19 protein-coding genes are annotated in these 18,516 nt (G+C 69.6%); 6 read left to right on the forward strand and 13 right to left on the reverse strand.

Features of this window, described 5'->3' with window-relative positions:
• Positions 1 to 152 precede the first annotated feature (152 nt).
• Positions 153 to 803 carry a TetR/AcrR family transcriptional regulator gene (locus tag ACZ6MA_RS17055; protein ID WP_469434506.1) on the reverse strand — a complete coding sequence of 217 codons (651 nt, stop codon included), beginning with the start codon at positions 801 to 803 and terminating at the stop codon, positions 153 to 155.
• Positions 804 to 883: 80 nt separating this feature from the next.
• On the opposite strand from ACZ6MA_RS17055, the gene ACZ6MA_RS17060 reads away from it, so the two are divergent.
• Genes ACZ6MA_RS17060 through ACZ6MA_RS17070 form a run of 3 tightly spaced genes read left to right on the forward strand, consistent with a single transcriptional unit; the run spans position 884 to position 3,044 of the window.
• Positions 884 to 1,681: an ABC transporter ATP-binding protein gene (locus tag ACZ6MA_RS17060; protein WP_469434508.1), complete on the forward strand. Its 798-nt coding sequence runs from the start codon at positions 884 to 886 to the stop codon at positions 1,679 to 1,681.
• Positions 1,682 to 1,692: 11 nt separating this feature from the next.
• Positions 1,693 to 2,457 carry an ABC transporter permease gene (locus ACZ6MA_RS17065; protein ID WP_469434510.1) on the forward strand — a complete coding sequence of 255 codons (765 nt, stop codon included), beginning with the start codon at positions 1,693 to 1,695 and terminating at the stop codon, positions 2,455 to 2,457.
• A gap of 14 nt (positions 2,458 to 2,471) precedes the next feature.
• The gene (locus ACZ6MA_RS17070; RefSeq protein ID WP_469434511.1) at positions 2,472 to 3,044 is read left to right on the forward strand and encodes a cob(I)yrinic acid a,c-diamide adenosyltransferase; all 573 of its coding nucleotides are present in this window, start codon (positions 2,472 to 2,474) and stop codon (positions 3,042 to 3,044) included.
• Between the two features lie 206 nt (positions 3,045 to 3,250).
• Here ACZ6MA_RS17070 and ACZ6MA_RS17075 read toward each other — a convergent pair whose 3' ends face one another.
• Positions 3,251 to 3,808 (reverse strand): hypothetical protein, encoded by a 558-nt coding sequence (locus ACZ6MA_RS17075; RefSeq protein WP_469434512.1) that lies wholly within the window; start codon positions 3,806 to 3,808, stop codon positions 3,251 to 3,253.
• A gap of 178 nt (positions 3,809 to 3,986) precedes the next feature.
• Between ACZ6MA_RS17075 and ACZ6MA_RS17080 the strand changes: the two genes are divergently transcribed.
• The 3 genes from ACZ6MA_RS17080 to ACZ6MA_RS17090 all read left to right on the forward strand — a co-directional run bounded on the left by ACZ6MA_RS17080 (position 3,987) and on the right by ACZ6MA_RS17090 (position 8,384).
• Positions 3,987 to 5,216 (forward strand): sensor histidine kinase, encoded by a 1,230-nt coding sequence (locus ACZ6MA_RS17080; protein ID WP_469434513.1) that lies wholly within the window; start codon positions 3,987 to 3,989, stop codon positions 5,214 to 5,216.
• The gene (locus ACZ6MA_RS17085) at positions 5,213 to 5,899 is read left to right on the forward strand and encodes a response regulator (protein WP_469434515.1); all 687 of its coding nucleotides are present in this window, start codon (positions 5,213 to 5,215) and stop codon (positions 5,897 to 5,899) included. The genes ACZ6MA_RS17080 and ACZ6MA_RS17085 overlap by 4 nt, the downstream gene beginning before the upstream one ends.
• A gap of 163 nt (positions 5,900 to 6,062) precedes the next feature.
• Positions 6,063 to 8,384 (forward strand): glycosyl hydrolase family 18 protein, encoded by a 2,322-nt coding sequence (locus tag ACZ6MA_RS17090; protein WP_469434516.1) that lies wholly within the window; start codon positions 6,063 to 6,065, stop codon positions 8,382 to 8,384.
• Positions 8,385 to 8,441: 57 nt separating this feature from the next.
• Here the strand turns inward: ACZ6MA_RS17090 and ACZ6MA_RS17095 are convergent, their stop codons facing one another.
• The 11 genes from ACZ6MA_RS17095 to ACZ6MA_RS17145 all read right to left on the reverse strand — a co-directional run bounded on the left by ACZ6MA_RS17095 (position 8,442) and on the right by ACZ6MA_RS17145 (position 18,467).
• Positions 8,442 to 8,891: a DUF2550 domain-containing protein gene (locus tag ACZ6MA_RS17095; RefSeq protein ID WP_469434708.1), complete on the reverse strand. Its 450-nt coding sequence runs from the start codon at positions 8,889 to 8,891 to the stop codon at positions 8,442 to 8,444.
• Between the two features lie 120 nt (positions 8,892 to 9,011).
• Positions 9,012 to 9,386, reverse strand: a complete 375-nt coding sequence (locus tag ACZ6MA_RS17100) for a F0F1 ATP synthase subunit epsilon (protein ID WP_469434517.1) — start codon at positions 9,384 to 9,386, stop codon at positions 9,012 to 9,014.
• Positions 9,387 to 9,514: 128 nt separating this feature from the next.
• The gene (atpD, locus tag ACZ6MA_RS17105) at positions 9,515 to 10,957 is read right to left on the reverse strand and encodes a F0F1 ATP synthase subunit beta (RefSeq protein WP_469142472.1); all 1,443 of its coding nucleotides are present in this window, start codon (positions 10,955 to 10,957) and stop codon (positions 9,515 to 9,517) included.
• Between the two features lie 5 nt (positions 10,958 to 10,962).
• Complete coding sequence (locus ACZ6MA_RS17110) at positions 10,963 to 11,880, reverse strand: F0F1 ATP synthase subunit gamma (protein ID WP_469434519.1); 918 nt, start codon at positions 11,878 to 11,880, stop codon at positions 10,963 to 10,965.
• A gap of 23 nt (positions 11,881 to 11,903) precedes the next feature.
• Positions 11,904 to 13,496: a F0F1 ATP synthase subunit alpha gene (gene atpA / locus ACZ6MA_RS17115; RefSeq protein WP_130879937.1), complete on the reverse strand. Its 1,593-nt coding sequence runs from the start codon at positions 13,494 to 13,496 to the stop codon at positions 11,904 to 11,906.
• A 115-nt stretch (positions 13,497 to 13,611) separates the two neighbouring features.
• Positions 13,612 to 14,427, reverse strand: coding sequence for a F0F1 ATP synthase subunit delta (locus tag ACZ6MA_RS17120; protein WP_469434520.1), 816 nt, complete (start codon positions 14,425 to 14,427; stop codon positions 13,612 to 13,614).
• Entirely contained in the window at positions 14,424 to 14,987 is a 564-nt protein-coding gene (locus tag ACZ6MA_RS17125) for a F0F1 ATP synthase subunit B (RefSeq protein ID WP_469434521.1), read from the reverse strand. Before ACZ6MA_RS17125 ends, ACZ6MA_RS17120 begins: the two co-directional genes overlap by 4 nt.
• A 41-nt stretch (positions 14,988 to 15,028) precedes the next feature.
• On the reverse strand, positions 15,029 to 15,280 hold the full coding sequence (gene atpE, locus ACZ6MA_RS17130; RefSeq protein ID WP_087926250.1) for an ATP synthase F0 subunit C: 252 nt from the start codon (positions 15,278 to 15,280) through the stop codon (positions 15,029 to 15,031).
• 76 nt (positions 15,281 to 15,356) lie between these two features.
• Entirely contained in the window at positions 15,357 to 16,151 is a 795-nt protein-coding gene (atpB, locus tag ACZ6MA_RS17135; RefSeq protein WP_469434710.1) for a F0F1 ATP synthase subunit A, read from the reverse strand.
• A 279-nt stretch (positions 16,152 to 16,430) separates the two neighbouring features.
• Positions 16,431 to 16,868: a hypothetical protein gene (locus ACZ6MA_RS17140; protein WP_130879934.1), complete on the reverse strand. Its 438-nt coding sequence runs from the start codon at positions 16,866 to 16,868 to the stop codon at positions 16,431 to 16,433.
• A gap of 273 nt (positions 16,869 to 17,141) precedes the next feature.
• Positions 17,142 to 18,467, reverse strand: a complete 1,326-nt coding sequence (locus tag ACZ6MA_RS17145; RefSeq protein ID WP_469434523.1) for an MraY family glycosyltransferase — start codon at positions 18,465 to 18,467, stop codon at positions 17,142 to 17,144.
• Between the last annotated feature and the right edge of the window lie 49 nt (positions 18,468 to 18,516).

The following is an 18,516-nucleotide window of genomic DNA, read 5'->3' on the forward strand; positions in this document are numbered from 1 at the left end:
GTTCACTTACGGTCTCTGGCCCGGACCTTAGCGTCAGTGGGCGCGCCGTTGGGAAGGAAGAGATACGCGTCACGTCCCAAATGACGGACATCACACTGGACGGCCCAGCGGCCCGGCCACACCCCGCAGTTGAGCCACTCCAGCCCCAGGAATCACACGGCTGGCCGTACCGGGCCGGCGGCGTAGCCGAGGAGCTTCTCCCCCATCAGCTCCTCCATCTCGTCGAGCAGGGCGAGCGCGTCGCGGGAGGCGTCCCGCGCCGTACGGCCCGTCAACAGCGCGCGTCCGATGTGCTCGGCGAGCCGGGCCCGCACCCAGCCGAGCTGACCGGCCACCAGCTCCGGCAGCACGTCGCCGGGCGCGGCACCGGTCTCCTCGGCGAGGGTGACGGTGAGCGCCTCGGTGGCCTGCCGGTCCATGGCGGCGAGACGGGCGGTGAGGGCCTGTGACTCACCGACGACCCGCAGGAAGCGGTCGTAGCCGTCGATCAGTCCGAGGCGCGGCGAGACGGCCACGGCCTCGGCGCGCAGCGCGCGCAGCACGGCCCGGGCCGCCGACTCACCCCGGGCCCGGCCCCGGACGACGGACGGCAGCCAGTCGACGACGTCGTCCTGCCGGTCGAGGAAGAGGTCCTCCTTGGCGGGAAAGTAGTTGTAGACGGTATTGACGGACACGTCGGCCGCCGCCGCGATCTCCGCGATCGTCACGGCGTCGAAGCCGCGCTCCAGGAACAGGCCGGTCGCGACATCGGAGATGTGCTGCCTGGTCTGCCGCTTCTTCCGCTCCCTGAGCCCCTCGGTCATGGCCCCATCGTAACTTCGCTGCACCCTCTGAAAACTTGGGGTCATTGCAAACTTTAAAAGACTCTGCTTTTCTTGCGGTCATGGACGCACCCGACCGGCTCAGCATCAGCGCCACCGGGCTCACCCGGACCTTCCACACCGGGCGAGGCCCCGTCGAAGCCGTACGCGGCATCGATCTCACCGTCACCGAGGGCGAGATCCTCGGCCTCCTCGGCCCCAACGGCGCGGGCAAGACCACCACCCTGCGCATGCTCACCACCCTCCTGACCCCCACCGGTGGCACCGCGACCGTCGCCGGCCACGACCTGGCACGCGACCCGGCGGGCGTACGGCGCCGCACGGGGTACGTCGCCCAGTCCGGCGGTGTCGACCCGACCGTGTCCGTACGCGAGGAACTGCTCACCCAGGCCCGCCTCTACCGGCTCCGCAAGACCCAAGCCGTCGCCCGGGTGGCGGAACTGACCCTCGAACTCGGACTGTCCGGGCTCCTGGACCGCCCCTGCGGCGCCCTCTCCGGCGGCCAGCGACGCCGCCTCGATGTCGCCATGGCCCTGACCCACCGGCCCGAGGTCCTCTTCCTCGACGAGCCCACCACCGGGCTCGACCCCGGCAGCCGCGCTGACCTGTGGGACCTGCTGCGCCGCATCCGCGCCGAGTGGGGCACCACCATCGTCCTCACCACCCACTACCTCGACGAGGCCGACGCGCTCGCCGACCGGCTGGTCGTCGTCGACCGGGGCGCCGTCGCCGCCGAAGGCACCCCGGCCGCCCTCAAGGCCCGTTACGCCGGATCCCCCGGCGCGAGCCTGCAGGACGCCTTCCTCGCCATCACCGGGCGCGCCCCCGCACCCCGGGAAACCGCCCCCGTAGCCGTCTAGGAGCCATCGCGATGCCCTCCGTCCCCCGACTCCTTACCGACACGGCGCTGGTCTTCGGCCGCTACGCCCGGCAGACCCTGCGCTCGAAGATGGCCGTCACCTTCGGCATGCTCATGCCCCTGCTCTACCTCGTGCTCTACGGGCCGCTGCTGACCGATGTGCCGCTCGGCACCACGGGCAGCTCCTGGCAGATCCTCGTCCCCGGCCTGCTGCTCCAACTCGCGCTGTTCGGCGCGGGCTTCGCCGGGATCGGGCTGATGATGGAGAAGCAGCACGGGGTGGTCGAGCGGATGCGGGTGACCCCGGTCAGCCGGCTCGCCCTGCTGCTGGGGCGGGTGTTACGCGACGCGGTGCTGCTGACGTTCCAGGCCGGGCTGCTCGTCCTCGCCGCCGTCGCGATGGGCCTGCGCGCGCCACTGCCCGGCGTGCTCATCGGCTTCGCCTTCGTGGCCCTGCTGTCGGTCGCAATGGCGTCGCTGTCCTACGCGCTGGCCATGAAGGCCGCCGCTCCCCAGGCGTTCGCCCCGGTCGTCAACGCCGTCAACCTGCCCGCGATGCTGCTGTCGGGCCTGATGCTGCCGATGTCGCTGGCGCCCGGCTGGCTCGACGCCCTCTCCCACCTGATGCCGCTGCGCTATCCGGTCGACGCGGTGCGCGCCGCGTTCGTCGGCCACTACACGGCGCCGGCGGTGCTCCACGGCGCCCTGGCGGCGGTGGCCCTGGCCGCCGTGTCCGTGACGGCGGGCACACGGCTCTTCCGCGCGGCCGGTGCGTAGCTAGGCTCGACCCCATGGTCAATCTGACGCGCATCTACACCCGCACCGGGGACGACGGCACGACCGCCCTCGGCGACATGAGCCGCACCGTGAAGACCGACACCCGGATCGCGGCGTACGCCGACGCGAACGAGGCGAATGCCGCGATCGGCGTGGCCATCGCGCTGGGGCAGCTGCCGGAGGAGGTCGTCAAGGTCCTCGTCCGGGTGCAGAACGATCTCTTCGACGTCGGCGCGGATCTGGCGACGCCGGTCGTGGAGGAGCCGAAGTACCCGCCGCTGCGGGTCGAGCAGTCCTACGTCGACAAGCTGGAGGCGGACTGCGACCGCTTCCTGGCGGACCTGGAGAAGCTGCGCAGCTTCATCCTGCCCGGCGGGACGCCCGGCGCGGCCCTGCTGCACCAGGCGTGCACGGTGGTCCGCCGCGCCGAGCGCTCCACCTGGGCGGCGCTGGAACTGCACGGCGACATCATGAACCCCCTGACGGCCACGTACCTCAACCGGCTCTCGGACCTGCTGTTCATTCTGGCGAGGACGGCGAACAAGGAACTGGGCGATGTCCTCTGGGTACCGGGCGGTGACCGTTAGCCTGGCCGGCGATCGTCGGCTACGGGCCGTCCTTGCCGCCTGCGGCGGCTGAGCGCCTCTTGCCTGGCCGGCGGCCTCATCACCTGCGGGCCGTCCGTGCCGCCTGCGGCGGCGAGCGCCCTGCGGGCGCGTCCTCAAACGCCGGACGGGCTCAATTTGAGCCCGTCCGGCGTTTGAGGACACCGCCGCGCAGCGGTGGTGCGCGCTCACATGATCCGCCGGGCAGCGTCGTCCTTCGGCCGTTTCGGCCAAATCGTGTAGCTCCCCGCGATGGCCACGTTGATGCCGATCACCAAGAGCATCTTCGTCTGCCAGGCGCGCAGCGAGCTGATGTCGCCCGAGTCGCCGACGTACCAGATCGCGGCCTGGAGCAGGGCCATGGCGACGACCGCCGCCAGGACCCACTGCCCGGCGGTCTTCCACTCGTGGACCGTGCGGGCCATGCCGTACTTGGGCGGCTTGACCGGCGGCGGTCCGCCCGCGAAGCGGTGGGCGAAGCGCTGGTCGACCCATTTGATCGTGGCGTGGCCCAGACCGACCGAGTAGCCGATGTAGACCGCCGCCAGGCCGTGCTTCCAGTCGGCCTCCGCGCCGCCCCGCAGGTCCATCGCCGTGGCGATCAGCAGCACCAGTTCCAGCACGGGTTCCATCAAGAGCACGGCCGCGCCGGTGCGGCGCATCTTCGCCAGGTAGCGCAGGCTGAGCCCCCCGGCCAGCAGCACCCAGAAGCCGACCTCACAGACGATGATCAGCGTGACGATCACGGGTCTCTCCTTCCCTTGCCGCCCCCTCGTACGGGACCCCTCCAGCGTCGCCGCCGCCCGGCCGCGTTTCGTCGTCGCGCGTGAGGATCCCGCGCTGCATCCTTCGATGTACCGCGGCCCCTCACAAGGCGCCCGGCGGGGGACGCCCGCACCCCCTGCGACGTGCTGTGATGGACCCATGCCGGCCAGCACCCCCAGGCTTCCCCGCCGTCCCCACCGCGATGACGTGCTCATCGCGGCCGCCGGGCTGCTCGGCGGGCTCACCCTGTGGTTCCTCGGGCTGAGCAGCAACCCGCCGATGCCCGGGCTGCCGAGGTGGCTGAGTCTGGTCGCGCTGGGCATCATGTGCGGCGCCGAGCTGCTGCGGCGCGGCGCCCCGCTGACCGGGCTCGCGATCGGCACGGTCACCGTCCTGCTCGACATCTGTACCGGGTCGCTCGTCGCGACGATCGCCATGTACACGGACGTGGTCTACGCGGCCGCGCTGTACGGGCGGCTCTCCGTCGCCCGGCGCATTCCGCGCGCCTGCGAGCTGGTGACGGGCATCGCGACGCTGCTGGCCCTGGCCGTCATCCGGGAGCCGGAGGCGCTGCTCATCGGCTTCGGCGTCGGGGTGCTGACCGTCGCCCCCGCCTGGACCGGCATCGGTATCCGTGAGCACCGGGACGCCGCCCGGTCCGCGCGGCTGGAGGCCGAACGGACCGCGCTGCTGGCCGAGCTGGACCGGCGCGAGGCGGTCGGCGCGGAGCGCGCCCGGATGGCGCGCGAGCTGCACGACATGGTCGCGGGGCATCTGTCGGCCATCGCGATCCACTCCACGGCCGCGCTGTCGATAGACGATCCGAAGGCGTCCGGGGAGGCGCTGACCGTGATCCGGGAGAACAGCGTGCAGGGGCTCGCCGAGATGCGCCGTCTCATCGGGCTCCTGCGGCACGCGGTCCCCGATGAGGAGCCCGCCGCCTCGCCCCGGCTCGACGGCGTGGACGCTTTGCTCGCCCGGGCCCGCACCACCGTGCGTGACGACCGGTTCGTCTTCGTCCTGCGGGACGAACGCGGCCCCGGCGCCCTCCCGGCGCCGGTGGAGCTGGCGGCGTACCGCATCGTGCAGGAGTCGCTGACGAATGCCGTCAAACACGCGGCGCCGGGCGAGGTGGCGGTGGAGCTGTCCCGCGACGGCCAGGGGGGCGGTGCGGGCGCCGGGCCGCTGACGGTGCGGGTGACCAGCCCGCTCGGCGGTGACCAGCGCGGCCCCCGGGCGCCGGGCGCGGGGGCGGGCCTGGTCGGCATGCGGGAGCGGGTCGCCCTGCTGGGCGGGGCCCTGGAGGCCGGCCCGGTGGCCGGCTCCGAGGGGGAGAAGTTCTGGGAGGTACGGGCGGAACTGCCCGTGGACGAGGAGGCCACACCATGACGGACCACGAGACGGACACCGGGCACATCCGTGTGGTGGTCGCCGACGACCAGGCGGCCGTGCGGTCCGGGCTGGTGCTCATCCTGCGTTCGGCGCCCGGTGTCGAGGTCGTCGGCGAGGCCCCCGACGGCGAGGAGGCCGTACGGCTGGCCCGTGCGCTGCGGCCCGATCTGGTGCTGATGGATGTGCAGATGCCGCGCCTGGACGGGGTGTCGGCGACCCGGCTGATCGTCGCCGAGGGGCTGGCGGACGTCCTCGTGCTGACCACGTTCGATCTGGACGAGTACGTCTTCGGGGCGCTGCGCGCGGGGGCGGCCGGGTTCCTGCTCAAGAACAGCGAGGCCGCCGACCTGGTCGCGGCCGTACGGACGGTGGCGCGGGGCGAGGGCCTGATCTCCCCGGCCGTGACGCGTCGTCTGATCGCGGAGTTCGCCCGTCCCGTGCCCGGGCGGCCGGCGAACGCGCCCGACCCGGCCGTCCTCGACGCGCTCACGCGGCGGGAGCGCGAGGTGCTGGCGGCGCTCGGGGCGGGGCTGTCGAACGCGGAGATCGCCGGACGGCTGCGCATGGCGGAGGCCACGGTGAAGACGCACGTCAGCCGCTTGCTCGGGAAGCTGGAGCTGCGCAGCAGGGTGCAAGCGGCCGTGCTGGCACAGGAGTTGGGCCTGGTCCAGACCTCTTGACCGTTGGTCCAGACCTTCTTACCCTCCCCTCACAACTGTGGTGAGGGTGTTCAGATAACGCACACTCACCGGGCTGCGCACAGGTTCCGTTCCTCCCCCACCCATCGGTCCGGACTCCCCCAGCCCACCGCTGGGAGGTGCCCCCACACTCAAGGAGTTTGCCTTGAGCACAGGAACCTCAGGACGTACCAGACACACCAAACGCATCACTTCCAAGGCCGTCGCGGTGCTCGCCGTGCTGCTGCTTCCGCTCGCCACGCTGGTCGGCCTGGCGGCCGCGCCGGCCCAGGCGGCGGCCTCCGCGACGGCCTCCTTCACCAAGACCTCCGAGTGGGGCAGCGGCTTCCAGGGCCAGTGGACGGTGAAGAACACCGGCACCACCACCATCAACGCGTGGACCGTCGAGTGGGACTTCCCCGGCACCACCACCGTCGGCGCCTACTGGGACGCCCTGATCACCTCCGCCGGGGGCCATCACACCGCGAAGAACCGCGAGTACAACGGCACCATCGCCCCGGGCGCCAGCGTCTCCTTCGGCTTCGTCGCCTCCGGTGACGGCGAGCCGAGCGGCTGCAGGCTGGACGGCGGCCCCTGCGACGGCTCCTCGGGCGACGACCCGCCGAGCGCGCCCGGCCAGGCCGTCTCCACCGGTGTCACCGAGAACAGCGTCTCGCTGAGCTGGCCGGCGGCCACCGACGACAAGGGCGTCAAGAACTACGACGTCTACCGCGGCAAGGCCGTCGTCGGCACGGTGTCCGGCACCACGTTCACCGACACCGGCCTGACCGCCGACACCGAGTACACCTACACCGTGGTCGCCCGGGACACCGCCGGCCAGACCGGTCCCGCCTCCCCGCCGGTCACCGTGCGGACGGGCACGGGTGACGGCACCGACAAACCGCCCTCCGCCCCCGGCACCCCGCAGGCCACCGCCGTCACCGACACCACGGTCTCGCTGAAGTGGACCGCCGCCACCGACGACAAGGGCATCAAGAACTACGACGTCTACCGCGGGCCCGCGAAGGTCGCGACCGTGGCCAAGCTCGGCTGGCAGGACACCGGGCTCACCCCCGGCACCGACTACGCCTACACCGTGGTGGCCCGCGACACCGCCGACCAGACCGGCAAGCCCAGCGCCCCGCTGACCGTCCGGACCACCGGCGGGGGCGGGCAGCCGGGCGACTACGCCAAGGTCGGCTACTTCGTGCAGTGGGGCATCTACGGGCGCGGCTACACGGTGAAGTCCCTGGACACCACGGGCGCCGCCGCCAAGCTCACGCACCTCAACTACTCCTTCTCCAACATCGACCCGGTGAACCTCACCTGCCTCAACGGCGTCACCAAGGCCACTACGCCCAACCCCCAGGACCCCAACCAGGGTGACGGCGCGGGCGACGCCTGGGCCGACTACGAGAAGGGCTTCGGGGCGGGTGAGTCCGTCGACGGGGTGGGCGACACCTGGGACCAGCCGCTGGCGGGCAACTACAACCAGCTCAAGAAGCTCAAGGCCAAGTACCCCAAGCTCAGGACGCTGATCTCGGTCGGGGGCTGGACCTACAGCAAGTACTTCTCCGACGTGGCCAGGACGGAGGCCTCCCGGCAGAAGTTCGTGAAGTCCTGCGTCGACATGTACATCAAGGGCAATCTGCCGCCCACCGGCGGGCGCGGCGGCGCCGGAGCCGCGGCGGGCGTCTTCGACGGCTTCGACCTCGACTGGGAGTGGCCGGGCTCCGACGGCCACGCCGGAAACCACGTCTCGAAGGACGACAAGGCCAACAACACCCTGCTCTTCGCCGAGTTCCGCCGTCAGCTCGACGCGCTGAGCACCACGACCGGCAAGAAGTACCTGCTCACGGCCTTCACCCCGGCCGACCCCGGCAAGATCGAGGCGGGCTGGGACATCACCACCAAGGACGGCACGCCCAGCGTCTTCGACTACATGGACTACGCCAACGTCCAGGGCTACGACTTCCACGGCTCCGGCAGCGACAACAGCTGGGAGCCGAACCGTACGGGCCACCAAGGCAATCTCTACACCGACGCCCAGGACCCGTACCCCACGAAGTTCAGTGTCGAGTCGACCGTCCGGGCCTACCTCGACGCCGGCGTCGACCCGCGCAAGGTCGTCCTCGGCCTCGCGTTCTACGGACGCGGCTGGCAGCAGGTCGCCGACGGCGGCGCGCGCGGCGAGTGGCAGGCGGCGGGCGGCGCGGCCCCCGGCCAGTTCCCGGAGGAGGCGGGCACCCGCGGCTACGACAACCTGCTCGCGTCCGTCCCCAATCTGACCGTGTACCACGACGAGCAGTCCGTCGCGACCTACGGCTACACGGGCGACAAGGGCCAGTGGTGGACCTTCGACGACGTCTGGTCCATCAACAAGAAGACCGCCTGGCTCAAGGGTCAGAAGCTGGGCGGCGTCATGATCTGGGAGATGTCGGGCGACAGTGGGACGCTGATGACCGCCGTCGACAGCGGGCTGAAATGACCATCGCCGGCCGGGCTGGATATATCCAGCCCGGCCGGCGATCGAGGCCGCAGGAACCTAAGCCACATTCACCCGCTGGCCAGGAGGCGCCGCCTCCAGCCAGGCCAGGAAGCCCGTCAGGGCGTCCTCGCTCATCGCGAGCTCCAGCCGGGTACCGCGGTGCATACAGACCAGGACGACGGCGTCGGACAGCAGGGCCAGTTCCTCCTCGCCCTGCGGCGTACGCCGCTCCAGCACCTCGATCGAGGCGCGCTCCAGGACCCGGCGGGGCCGGTACGCGTACGAGAAGACCCGGAACCACTCGATCCGGTCACCGTTGTACCGCGCGACGCCGTACACCCACCCCTTGCCCGCCGGCTCGGGGTCCTCGTCGGGGATGTTCCAGCGCAGGCTGCAGTCGAAGGTTCCCCCCGACCGCTGGATGAGCCGTCTGCGCAGCCCGAAGACGAAGAGTCCCACCAAAACCAGCAAGACGACGATGCCGCTCACGAGCAGAGCGAGGACCATCTCCACCGACCTCCTCGCATCATCTAGAGCAACCGCACCTGTATTGCCTCAGCCGCGGACCGCCCTGGAGAACTCCAGTGCGGTCCGCGGCTGAGGGACGAACTCAGTGAGTCGCGGGGTTCAGTGAACGCCCGTGACCGAACGCAGCCGGACATCCGCACGGCGCTCGGCGTGCGCGTCGGCGTCGGCCTTCGCGCGCTCCAGCGCCCGCTCCGCCCGCTGGACGTCGATCTCGTCGGCCAGCTCCGCCACCTCGGCGAGCAGCGAGAGCTTGTCGTCCGCGAACGAGATGAATCCACCGTGCACCGCTGCGACGACATTGCCGTCCGCGGTCTTGATCGTCACCGGGCCGGACTCCAGCACACCGAGCAGCGGCTGGTGGCCGGGCATGACGCCGATGTCGCCCGATGTGGTACGCGCGATGACCAGAGTGGCCTCGCCGGACCAGACGCTTCGGTCCGCCGCGACCAGCTCGACGTGCAGCTCAGCAGCCAACGTGGCTCCTCGGGTCTCCACCTGCCGGGTCTGACAGGTGTTGGGTCAAAGAATAGGGGACGTACGGTCCGGGGGCGGGACAGCCCCGCCCCCGGACCGCTGATCACAGGGCTCCGCGAGCCCGGGGATCAGGAGACGCCCAGCTCCTTGGCGTTGGCCTTGAGGTCCTCGAGGCCACCGCACATGAAGAACGCCTGCTCGGGGAAGTGGTCGTAGTCGCCGTCGCAGATCGCGTTGAACGCGGCGATCGACTCGTCCAGCGGCACGTCCGAACCGTCCACGCCGGTGAACTGCTTCGCCACGTGGGTGTTCTGCGACAGGAAGCGCTCGACGCGACGGGCACGGTGGACAACGAGCTTGTCCTCCTCGCCCAGCTCGTCGATACCGAGGATCGCGATGATGTCCTGGAGGTCCTTGTACTTCTGCAGGATCGTCTTGACGCGCATGGCGGCGTCGTAGTGCTCCTGCGCGATGTAGCGCGGGTCCAGGATGCGGGACGTCGAGTCCAGCGGGTCGACCGCCGGGTAGATGCCCTTCTCCGAGATCGGACGCGACAGCACGGTCGTCGCGTCGAGGTGCGCGAAGGTCGTGGCCGGGGCCGGGTCGGTCAGGTCGTCCGCGGGGACGTAGATCGCCTGCATCGACGTGATCGAGTGACCACGCGTCGAGGTGATGCGCTCCTGCAGCAGACCCATCTCGTCCGCCAGGTTCGGCTGGTAACCCACCGCGGACGGCATACGGCCGAGCAGGGTGGACACCTCGGAACCGGCCTGGGTGTACCGGAAGATGTTGTCGATGAAGAAGAGCACGTCCTGCTTCTGCACATCGCGGAAGTACTCCGCCATGGTCAGACCGGCCAGGGCGACGCGCAGACGGGTGCCCGGGGGCTCGTCCATCTGGCCGAAGACGAGCGCCGTCTTGTCGATGACGCCCGAGTCGGTCATTTCCTCGATGAGGTCGTTGCCCTCACGAGTGCGCTCACCGACACCGGCGAACACCGACACGCCGTCGTGGTTGTTGGCCACGCGGTAGATCATTTCCTGGATCAGCACGGTCTTGCCGACACCGGCACCACCGAACAGACCGATCTTGCCGCCCTTGACGTACGGGGTCAGCAGGTCGATGACCTTGACACCGGTCTCGAACATCTCGGTCTTGGACTCGAGCTGGTCGAAGTTCGGGGCCTTGCGGTGGATCGGCCAGCGCTCGGTGACCTCGACCGTGGACGGGTCCACGTTCAGGATCTCGCCGAGGGTGTTGAACACCTTGCCCTTGGTGACGTCACCGACGGGCACGGTGATGCCCGCACCCGTGTCGGTCACCGCGGCCTGGCGGACCAGACCGTCGGTGGGCTGCATGGAGATGGCGCGGACCAGGCCGTCGCCCAGGTGCTGGGCGACCTCGAGGGTCAGCGTCTTGAGCTTGCCGTTCTCGGCCGGGTCGGCGACCTGGACGTGCAGCGCGTTGTAGATCTCCGGCATCGCGTCGACGGGGAACTCCACGTCGACGACCGGGCCGATGACCCGCGCGACGCGGCCGGTGGCCGTGGCGGTTTCAACAGTCGTGGTCATAGTGGTCAGTCACTCCCCGCGTTCGCGTCGGCCAGGGCACTGGAGCCACCGACGATCTCGCTGATTTCCTGGGTGATTTCGGCCTGGCGGGCCGCGTTCGCAAGCCGCGAGAGCGACTTGATGAGTTCGCCGGCGTTGTCGGTCGCCGACTTCATCGCGCGACGGCGGGCGGCGTGCTCGGAGGCAGCCGACTGCAGCAGCGCGTTGTAGATCCGGCTCTCGACGTACCGCGGCAGCAGCGCGTCGAGGACACCCTCGGCCGACGGCTCGAAGTCGAAGAGCGGAAGGATCTTGCCCTTGCCCGCTTCCTCGGCCTCTTCCGTCACCTCGAGGCTGAGCGGCAGCAGCCGCTTCTCCACCGGCGACTGCGTCATCATCGAGACGAACTCGGTGAAGACGATGTGCAGCTCGTCGACGCCGCCCTCGGCGGTGTCCAGCTGGACGGCCTCGATGAGCGGACCCGCGACCTTCTTGGCGTCCGCGTAGGTCGGGCTGTCGGTGAAGCCGGTCCACGACTCGGCCACCGGCCGCTCCCGGAAGCCGTAGTACGCCACGCCCTTGCGGCCGATGATGTACGTCACGACGTCCTTGCCCTCCGCGCGCAGGCGCTCGGTGAGCTTGTCCGCGGCCTTGATGGCGTTGGAGGAGTAGCCGCCGGCCAGACCGCGGTCGCTCGTGACGAGCAGCACCGCGGCGCGGACCGGGTTCTCGACCTCGGTGGTGAGGGCGTGCTTGGTGTTCGAACCGGTGGCAACCGCCGTCACCGCGCGGGTGAGTTCACTCGCGTACGGCGTCGATGCCGCCACCTGGCGCTGCGCCTTGACGATGCGCGAGGCGGCGATCATCTCCATCGCCTTGGTGATCTTCTTGGTCGCGGTGACGGAGCGGATGCGACGCTTGTAGACCCGGAGCTGGGCTCCCATGGATCAGGTCCCTTCCGTCGTCGTCACTTCGCGGAGCCGGCCGTGGCGTCGTCACCGAGAAGCTTGCCGTCCGAGGTCTCGAACTGCTTCTTGAAGGTGGCGATGGCGTCGGCGAGCGCCTGGAGGGTGTCGTCGGACATCTTGCCGCCCTCGACAATGCTGTCCATCAGGCCCTTGTGCTCGCGGCCCAGGTAGTCGAGCATCTCGCGCTCGAAGCGCTGGATGTCCTCGACCGGCACGTCGTCCATCTTGCCGGTGGTGCCGGCCCAGACGGAGACGACCTGGTTCTCGACCGAGTACGGGGCGTACTGGCCCTGCTTCAGCAGCTCGACCATGCGCTTACCGCGCTCCAGCTGCGACTTCGAGGCCGCGTCCAGGTCGGAACCGAAGGCGGCGAACGCCTCCAGCTCGCGGTACTGGGCGAGGTCGACACGGAGTCGGCCGGAGACCTGCTTCATGGCCTTGTGCTGGGCCGAACCACCGACGCGGGAGACCGAGATACCGACGTTCAGCGCCGGGCGCTGGCCCGCGTTGAACAGGTCGGACTCCAGGAAGCACTGGCCGTCGGTGATGGAGATGACGTTGGTCGGGATGAACGCCGACACGTCGTTCGCCTTGGTCTCGACGATCGGCAGACCCGTCATCGAACCGGCGCCCATGTCGTCGGAGAGCTTGGCGCAGCGCTCCAGCAGACGCGAGTGCAGGTAGAAGACGTCACCCGGGTAGGCCTCACGGCCCGGCGGGCGGCGCAGCAGCAGGGACACGGCGCGGTAGGCGTCGGCCTGCTTCGACAGGTCGTCGAAGACGATCAGGACGTGCTTGCCCTGGTACATCCAGTGCTGGCCGATGGCCGAACCGGTGTACGGGGCGAGGTACTTGAAGCCCGCCGGGTCGGACGCCGGAGCGGCGACGATCGTCGTGTACTCCAGGGCGCCGGCCTCCTCCAGCGCACCGCGCACGGACGCGATGGTGGAGCCCTTCTGGCCGATGGCGACGTAGATGCAGCGAACCTGCTTCTTCGGGTCGCCGGAGCGCCAGTTGTCGCGCTGGTTGATGATCGTGTCGACGGCCAGCGCGGTCTTGCCGGTCTGGCGGTCGCCGATGATCAGCTGACGCTGGCCACGGCCGATCGGCACCATCGCGTCGACGGCCTTGAGGCCGGTCTGCATCGGCTCGTGCACCGACTTGCGGACCATGACGCCAGGAGCCTGCAGCTCCAGGGCGCGGCGACCTTCGGTCGCGATCTCGCCGAGGCCGTCGATCGGGTTGCCCAGCGGGTCGACGACGCGGCCGAGGTAACCCTCGCCTACCGCGACGGAGAGCACCTCACCGGTGCGCTGCACCGGCTGGCCCTCCTCGATACCGCTGAACTCGCCGAGGACGACCGCACCGATCTCGCGCTCCTCGAGGTTGAGGGCGAGACCGAGGGTTCCGTCCTCGAACCGCAGCAGCTCGTTCGCCATGGCCGAGGGAAGACCCTCGACCTTCGCGATGCCGTCGCCGGCAACGCTGACCGTACCGACCTCCTCGCGCGAGGCCGCGTCCGGCTTGTACGCCTGGACAAAGTTCTCCAGCGCGTCCCGGATCTCCTCCGGCCGGATCGTGAGCTCCGCCATCTGGGTTCCCTGCTCTCCTTGTTGGGCCCGAAGTATTTCTTCTCTGGAGGAAGCCCTCCAGAGGACACCGTCGGCCCAACTCGGGCCGTCAGTCATGCTCTTGAGTTGGTGGCTGTCAGCCGGCCATGCGGCGGCTCGCCTCGGCGAGACGGTCCGCGATGGTGCCGTTGATGACCTCGTCGCCGATCCGCACCTGGACACCACCGAGGACCTCGGGGTCCACGTCCAGGTTGAGGTGCACACGCCGTCCGTACAGCTTGGCGAGCGCCTCACCGAGGCGCTGCTTCTGCCGGTCGTTCAGCGGTACCGCGGACCTGACCTCCGCGACCATCCGGTCCCGGCGGTCGGCGGCGAGCTTGGAGAGGGCGGTGAGCCCCGCTTCCAGGCTACGTCCACGCGGGTGCGTGACGAGACGGATCACCAGTCGCTCGGTGACCGGGTTGGCCCGGCCGCCCAGCAGGCGGTGCAGCAGCTCGGCCTTGGCCGAACGGCTCGCGACCTTGTCGGTCAGCGCCGAACGCAGCTCGGCGTTGGAGGCGACGATCCGGCCGAAGCGGAACAGCTCGTCCTCGACGTCGTCCAGGACGTCGGTCCGCTGCGCCGCGATGAAGTCGGCGCTGTCGGCCAGCTCCTCGACGGCGTCCACGAGGTCACGCGAGCGCGACCAGCGGGAACGGACCATGCCGGCCACCAGATCAGCGGTCTCGCCGCCCACCTGGCCGCCCAGCAGGCGCCGGGCCAGTTCGGCCTTGGCCTCGCCGGGCTGCGCCGGGTCGGTCAGGACCCGACGCAGCGACACCTCGCGGTCGAGCAGCGCGGTGACGGCGGCCAGCTCGTCGGCGAGCTTCGCCGCGTCCACGGACGTGTTGTCCGCCAGCGCGTCGAGGCTCTCGCGTGCGGAGGCCAGGGCCTCGCGGCTCGCTCCGCTCATCGGGTCACCTCTGCCTTCGCCGCACCGGCCGACTTGTTCTCGAGTTCGTCGAGGAAGCGGTCGATGGTCCGGCTCTGCCGGGTGGCGTCCCGGAGGGACTCACCCACGAGCTTGGCCGCCAGGTCGCCGGCCAGCTGGCCCACGTCCTGTCGCAGCGAAGCGGCGGCGGACTTGCGGTCGGCCTCGATCTGGGCGTGGCCGGCCGCGATGATCTCCTCGCGCTGACGCTGGCCCTCGGACCGCATCTCGGCGATCATCGCGACGCCCTGCTCCTGCGCCTCCTGGCGCAGACGCGCGGCCTCGTGGCGGGCGTCGGCGAGCTGTACCCGGTAGTCGTCGAGCACCTGCTGCGCCTCGGCCTGCGCGGCCGCGGCCTTCTCCAGACCGCCTTCGATGGCCTCGCGGCGCTCTTCCAGAGCCTTGTTGATCTTCGGAGAGAGCTTCTTGGCCAGGAAGAAGAAGACGATGGCGAAGGCGATCAGACCGATGACGAGCTCTGGGATCGGCGGCAGAAGGGGAGCTTCCACTTCCCCCTCGCTCGCCAAGAGCAGGGCTTTCACATCAATGCCTTCCGTCGAAAACAGTGGTCGTCGGACCGTGATCAGGCAGACGGGTAGACGAACGGCATGACCAGGCCGATCAGGGCGAGCGCCTCACAGAAGGCGAAGCCGAGGATCTGGTTGGCGCGGATCAGGCCGGCGGCCTCGGGCTGACGGGCCAGCGCCTGGGTGCCGTTACCGAAGACGATGCCGACGCCGACGCCGGGGCCGATCGCGGCGAGGCCGTAGCCGATCGAGCCGAGGTTGCCCTTGATCTCGACACCAGCGGCGATGGTCTGGAGAGCAGCAGACATGCTCGTTCTTCCTTCTCTTTCACGGACCGGTGGGGGTTGGCCACCGGACGATTGTTGGACTGGGAGGCGAGGGCACTCAGTGGTGCTCGGCGAGCGCGCCCTGGACGTAGTTGGTGGCCAGCAGCACGAAGACGTACGCCTGGACGGCCTGGATGAACAGCTCGAAGGCGGTCATCACGATGGTCATCACGAACGAGACACCCGCGTAGGCGATGCCGATCCCGTTCAGCAGGTACCAGCTGGCGATGGTGAACATCAGGATCAGCAGGTGGCCGGCGAACATGTTGGCGAAGAGTCGCACCGCGTGGGTGAACGGCCGGACCAGCACGTTGGAGAAGAACTCCAGGGTCACCGCGAGCGGGAGGACGCCACCGAGCGACTTGTCGTAGCCGGTGATGTTCTTCAGACCGCCGACGAAGCCGTGCTTCTTGAACGTCAGGTACATCCACAGGACGTAGACGATCAGCGCGAGCGCCGCCGGGAAGGCGATGATCGAGGTCACGGGGAACTGGGCGACCGGAATGACCGACCAGAGGTTCATGATCCAGACGAAGAAGAACAGCGAGACCATGAAGGGGACGTACTTCTCGCCCTCCTTCTTGCCGAGCGCCTCGTAGACGATGCCGCGGCGTACGAAGTCGTAACCCGCCTCACCGACCATCTGCAGCTTGCCCGGGACCACCTTCGCCCGGCCGAACGCCGCCCAGAAGAAACCGATGATCAGAAGCGTGCCCAGCAGGGCCAGCAGCATCGGCTTGTTGAAGTCGAAGCCACCGATGCTGAAGATCGGTTCAAACAAGAACGAGTGAAGGCCTGGGGCTGGGAAGCCGCACCCATCGAAGATGTGGCAATCGGTCTCGAAGGCGAGCATCTGTTCAGCACTCACCGCGAGCTCCTTCAGCGTGGCGCATAGGTACGGCAACCTCGTTGTGTCGGCGCGGCGCACAGCCGCGGAACGGCACTGGACTGGTCTTGCGGATGGGGGGGCAGGTGACCGGTGCGGAACCGGCCGGCGTAAGCGGCATCAGCTGCATGGACCGCCGATTCCGTCCCGGATTACTCGGGAGTTCAGCTGCCTGCGCCCACTGTGCCTCAGATGGCACCGGACGATAGCAGGTGAGCGCCGGCACCTTTATGGCGGCCCTACCGGTCACGACGGAGACCCTGCGGGCGCGGACTTCTTCGCCTCGGAGGATTCCGGTTCCACATAAAGGATCTTGGCCTTCAGATAGGCGCGCGTCTGCGCCGCCGTCCACACCAGGACGGCGGCGAGCAGGGCGAAGGCGAAGGCCCGGGTGTTGAAGAGCGAGGTGTCCCGGAAGACCGCCAGCACGACGGCGGAGATCAGGAACTGGGTCACGTACAGCACCAGGCCCATGGCCTGGAACAGGTGCGGGAACGACTTCGCGGTGCGCTGGAGCACATAGAGACCCAGGGCCATGACGCCACCCGCGACGGCCGTGCCGACGGCGGCGCCGATCGCACCCTTGCCACCGGCGAGGACACCGCTGACGGCGACAGCGACCACACCCGCGAGGGCGGTCGGGACGGCGCAGCGCAGGAGTGTTCGAGCGTCGTTGGACTGCATGAAGGGTTTCTCCGGCGAGAGGTCGGAAGCAACGATTCGTCGTGGACGAGCGTATCCCCGGGAGTGAGACGTGACTCGCGACGAAGGGCCGCCGCACTACGGTCCTTCGGCTCTAGCACCGGGTTTAGTGAACGGTATCACAAACTATTTGATGAGGTCTTTACCTACATCGTGTGCTGACCCTCACACGCACGGGTGAATGTGCTGGTTGGAGGGCTGACGGGCCCCTGATTTCTCTGCTAAAAGGTGCCGCCCGCTCCCACATTGCCCGGTTCAGCGGTGGCTGCTGATCTTCCTGGTGTGCGGGAAGCGCGAGCGGTCGCCGATGGCCGTCGCCCCGTGCAGTCCCGCCGGGACGGGCTCGCGCTGCTCCCCGATGCCGGCGCCCTCGGCTCCCGGGGCGCCGCCCGCCACCGCGACCACGACCGACCTGCGGCGGCGGTAGCGCGGCGGCACGAAGGCCTCGGCCCAGCGCGGGGCGCGCGGGGTGAAGCGCGGCAGCAGCAGCAGGACCAGACCGACCGCGCTGAGCGCCACGATGAGCAGCAGGATCCAGACGCTCGCGGAGTGCACCGAGTACGCGACGGTGCCGAAGGCGATGAGCGCCGACCAGAAGTACATGATCAGTACGGCGCGGCTGTGCGAGTGGCCGATCTCCAGCAGCCGGTGGTGCAGATGCCCGCGGTCGGCGGCGAACGGCGACTGGCCGTTCCAGGTCCGGCGCACGATGGCCAGCAGCAGGTCCGCCACCGGCACGGCGATGACTGTCAGCGGCAGCAGCAGCGGGATGTAGACCGGGACCGTGGCGTGCACGGCGGCCCGCTCGGAACCGACGAAGAGGCTGAGGGCGTCGGGGTCGAGCTGCCCGGTCACCGAGATGGCGCCCGCCGCCAGCACCAGGCCGATCAGCATCGACCCGGAGTCGCCCATGAAGATCCGGGCGGGGTGCATGTTGTGCGGCAGGAAGCCCAGGCACATGCCCATCAGCACCGCCGCGAACAGCGTCGCGGGGGCGGCCGCCTCCAGCCCGTAGCCGAACCAGATCCGGTAGGTGTACATGAAGAACGCGGCCGCGGCGATGCAGACCATGCCCGACGCCAGCCCGTCCAGACCGTCCACGAAGTTCACGGCGTTGATGGTGATGACGACCAGCGCGACGGTCAGCAGGGTGCCCTGCATCGGCGTGAGCGAGACCGGGCCCACACCGGGCACCGGGATCCACAGGATCGTCAGACCCTGGAGCACCATCACACCGGCGGCGATCATCTGTCCGCCGAGCTTGACCAGGGCGTCCACGCCCCACTTGTCGTCCAGCACCCCGAGCAGCCAGATCAGCCCGGCCCCGGAGAGCAGCGCCCGGGGCTCGTTGGACAGCTCGAAGACGCTCTTGAGGTTCGACAGGTGCGCGGCCACCAGCAGCCCCGCGCACAGCCCGCCGAACATCGCGATACCGCCGAGCCGCGGCGTCGGTTCACGGTGCACGTCCCGCGCGCGGATCTCCGGCATCGCCCCGGCCGCGATGGCGAACTTCCGCACCGGACCCGTCAGCAGATAGGTGACCGCTGCGGTGACGCACAGCGTCAGCAGATATTCACGCACGGGCTGCCCCAGAGTTTTCGCTGGACATCACAGCCCCACACCATATTCG

The organism is Streptomyces sp. NPDC042259 (assembly GCF_055582085.1).

Excerpts from the sequence above, each read along its gene's own strand:
- ACZ6MA_RS17055 (WP_469434506.1), bottom strand. The coding sequence starts at position 803 with ATGACCGAGGGGCTCAGGGAGCGGAAGAAGCGGCAGACCAGGCAGCAC.
- ACZ6MA_RS17060 (WP_469434508.1), top strand. The coding sequence starts at position 884 with ATGGACGCACCCGACCGGCTCAGCATCAGCGCCACCGGGCTCACCCGG.
- ACZ6MA_RS17065 (WP_469434510.1), top strand. The coding sequence starts at position 1,693 with ATGCCCTCCGTCCCCCGACTCCTTACCGACACGGCGCTGGTCTTCGGC.
- ACZ6MA_RS17070 (WP_469434511.1), top strand. The coding sequence starts at position 2,472 with ATGGTCAATCTGACGCGCATCTACACCCGCACCGGGGACGACGGCACG.
- ACZ6MA_RS17080 (WP_469434513.1), top strand. The coding sequence starts at position 3,987 with ATGCCGGCCAGCACCCCCAGGCTTCCCCGCCGTCCCCACCGCGATGAC.
- ACZ6MA_RS17085 (WP_469434515.1), top strand. The coding sequence starts at position 5,213 with ATGACGGACCACGAGACGGACACCGGGCACATCCGTGTGGTGGTCGCC.
- ACZ6MA_RS17095 (WP_469434708.1), bottom strand. The coding sequence starts at position 8,891 with ATGGTCCTCGCTCTGCTCGTGAGCGGCATCGTCGTCTTGCTGGTTTTG.
- atpD (WP_469142472.1), bottom strand. The coding sequence starts at position 10,957 with ATGACCACGACTGTTGAAACCGCCACGGCCACCGGCCGCGTCGCGCGG.
- ACZ6MA_RS17110 (WP_469434519.1), bottom strand. The coding sequence starts at position 11,880 with ATGGGAGCCCAGCTCCGGGTCTACAAGCGTCGCATCCGCTCCGTCACC.
- atpA (WP_130879937.1), bottom strand. The coding sequence starts at position 13,496 with ATGGCGGAGCTCACGATCCGGCCGGAGGAGATCCGGGACGCGCTGGAG.
- ACZ6MA_RS17120 (WP_469434520.1), bottom strand. The coding sequence starts at position 14,427 with ATGAGCGGAGCGAGCCGCGAGGCCCTGGCCTCCGCACGCGAGAGCCTC.
- atpE (WP_087926250.1), bottom strand. The coding sequence starts at position 15,280 with ATGTCTGCTGCTCTCCAGACCATCGCCGCTGGTGTCGAGATCAAGGGC.
- atpB (WP_469434710.1), bottom strand. The coding sequence starts at position 16,151 with ATGCTCGCCTTCGAGACCGATTGCCACATCTTCGATGGGTGCGGCTTC.
- ACZ6MA_RS17140 (WP_130879934.1), bottom strand. The coding sequence starts at position 16,868 with ATGCAGTCCAACGACGCTCGAACACTCCTGCGCTGCGCCGTCCCGACC.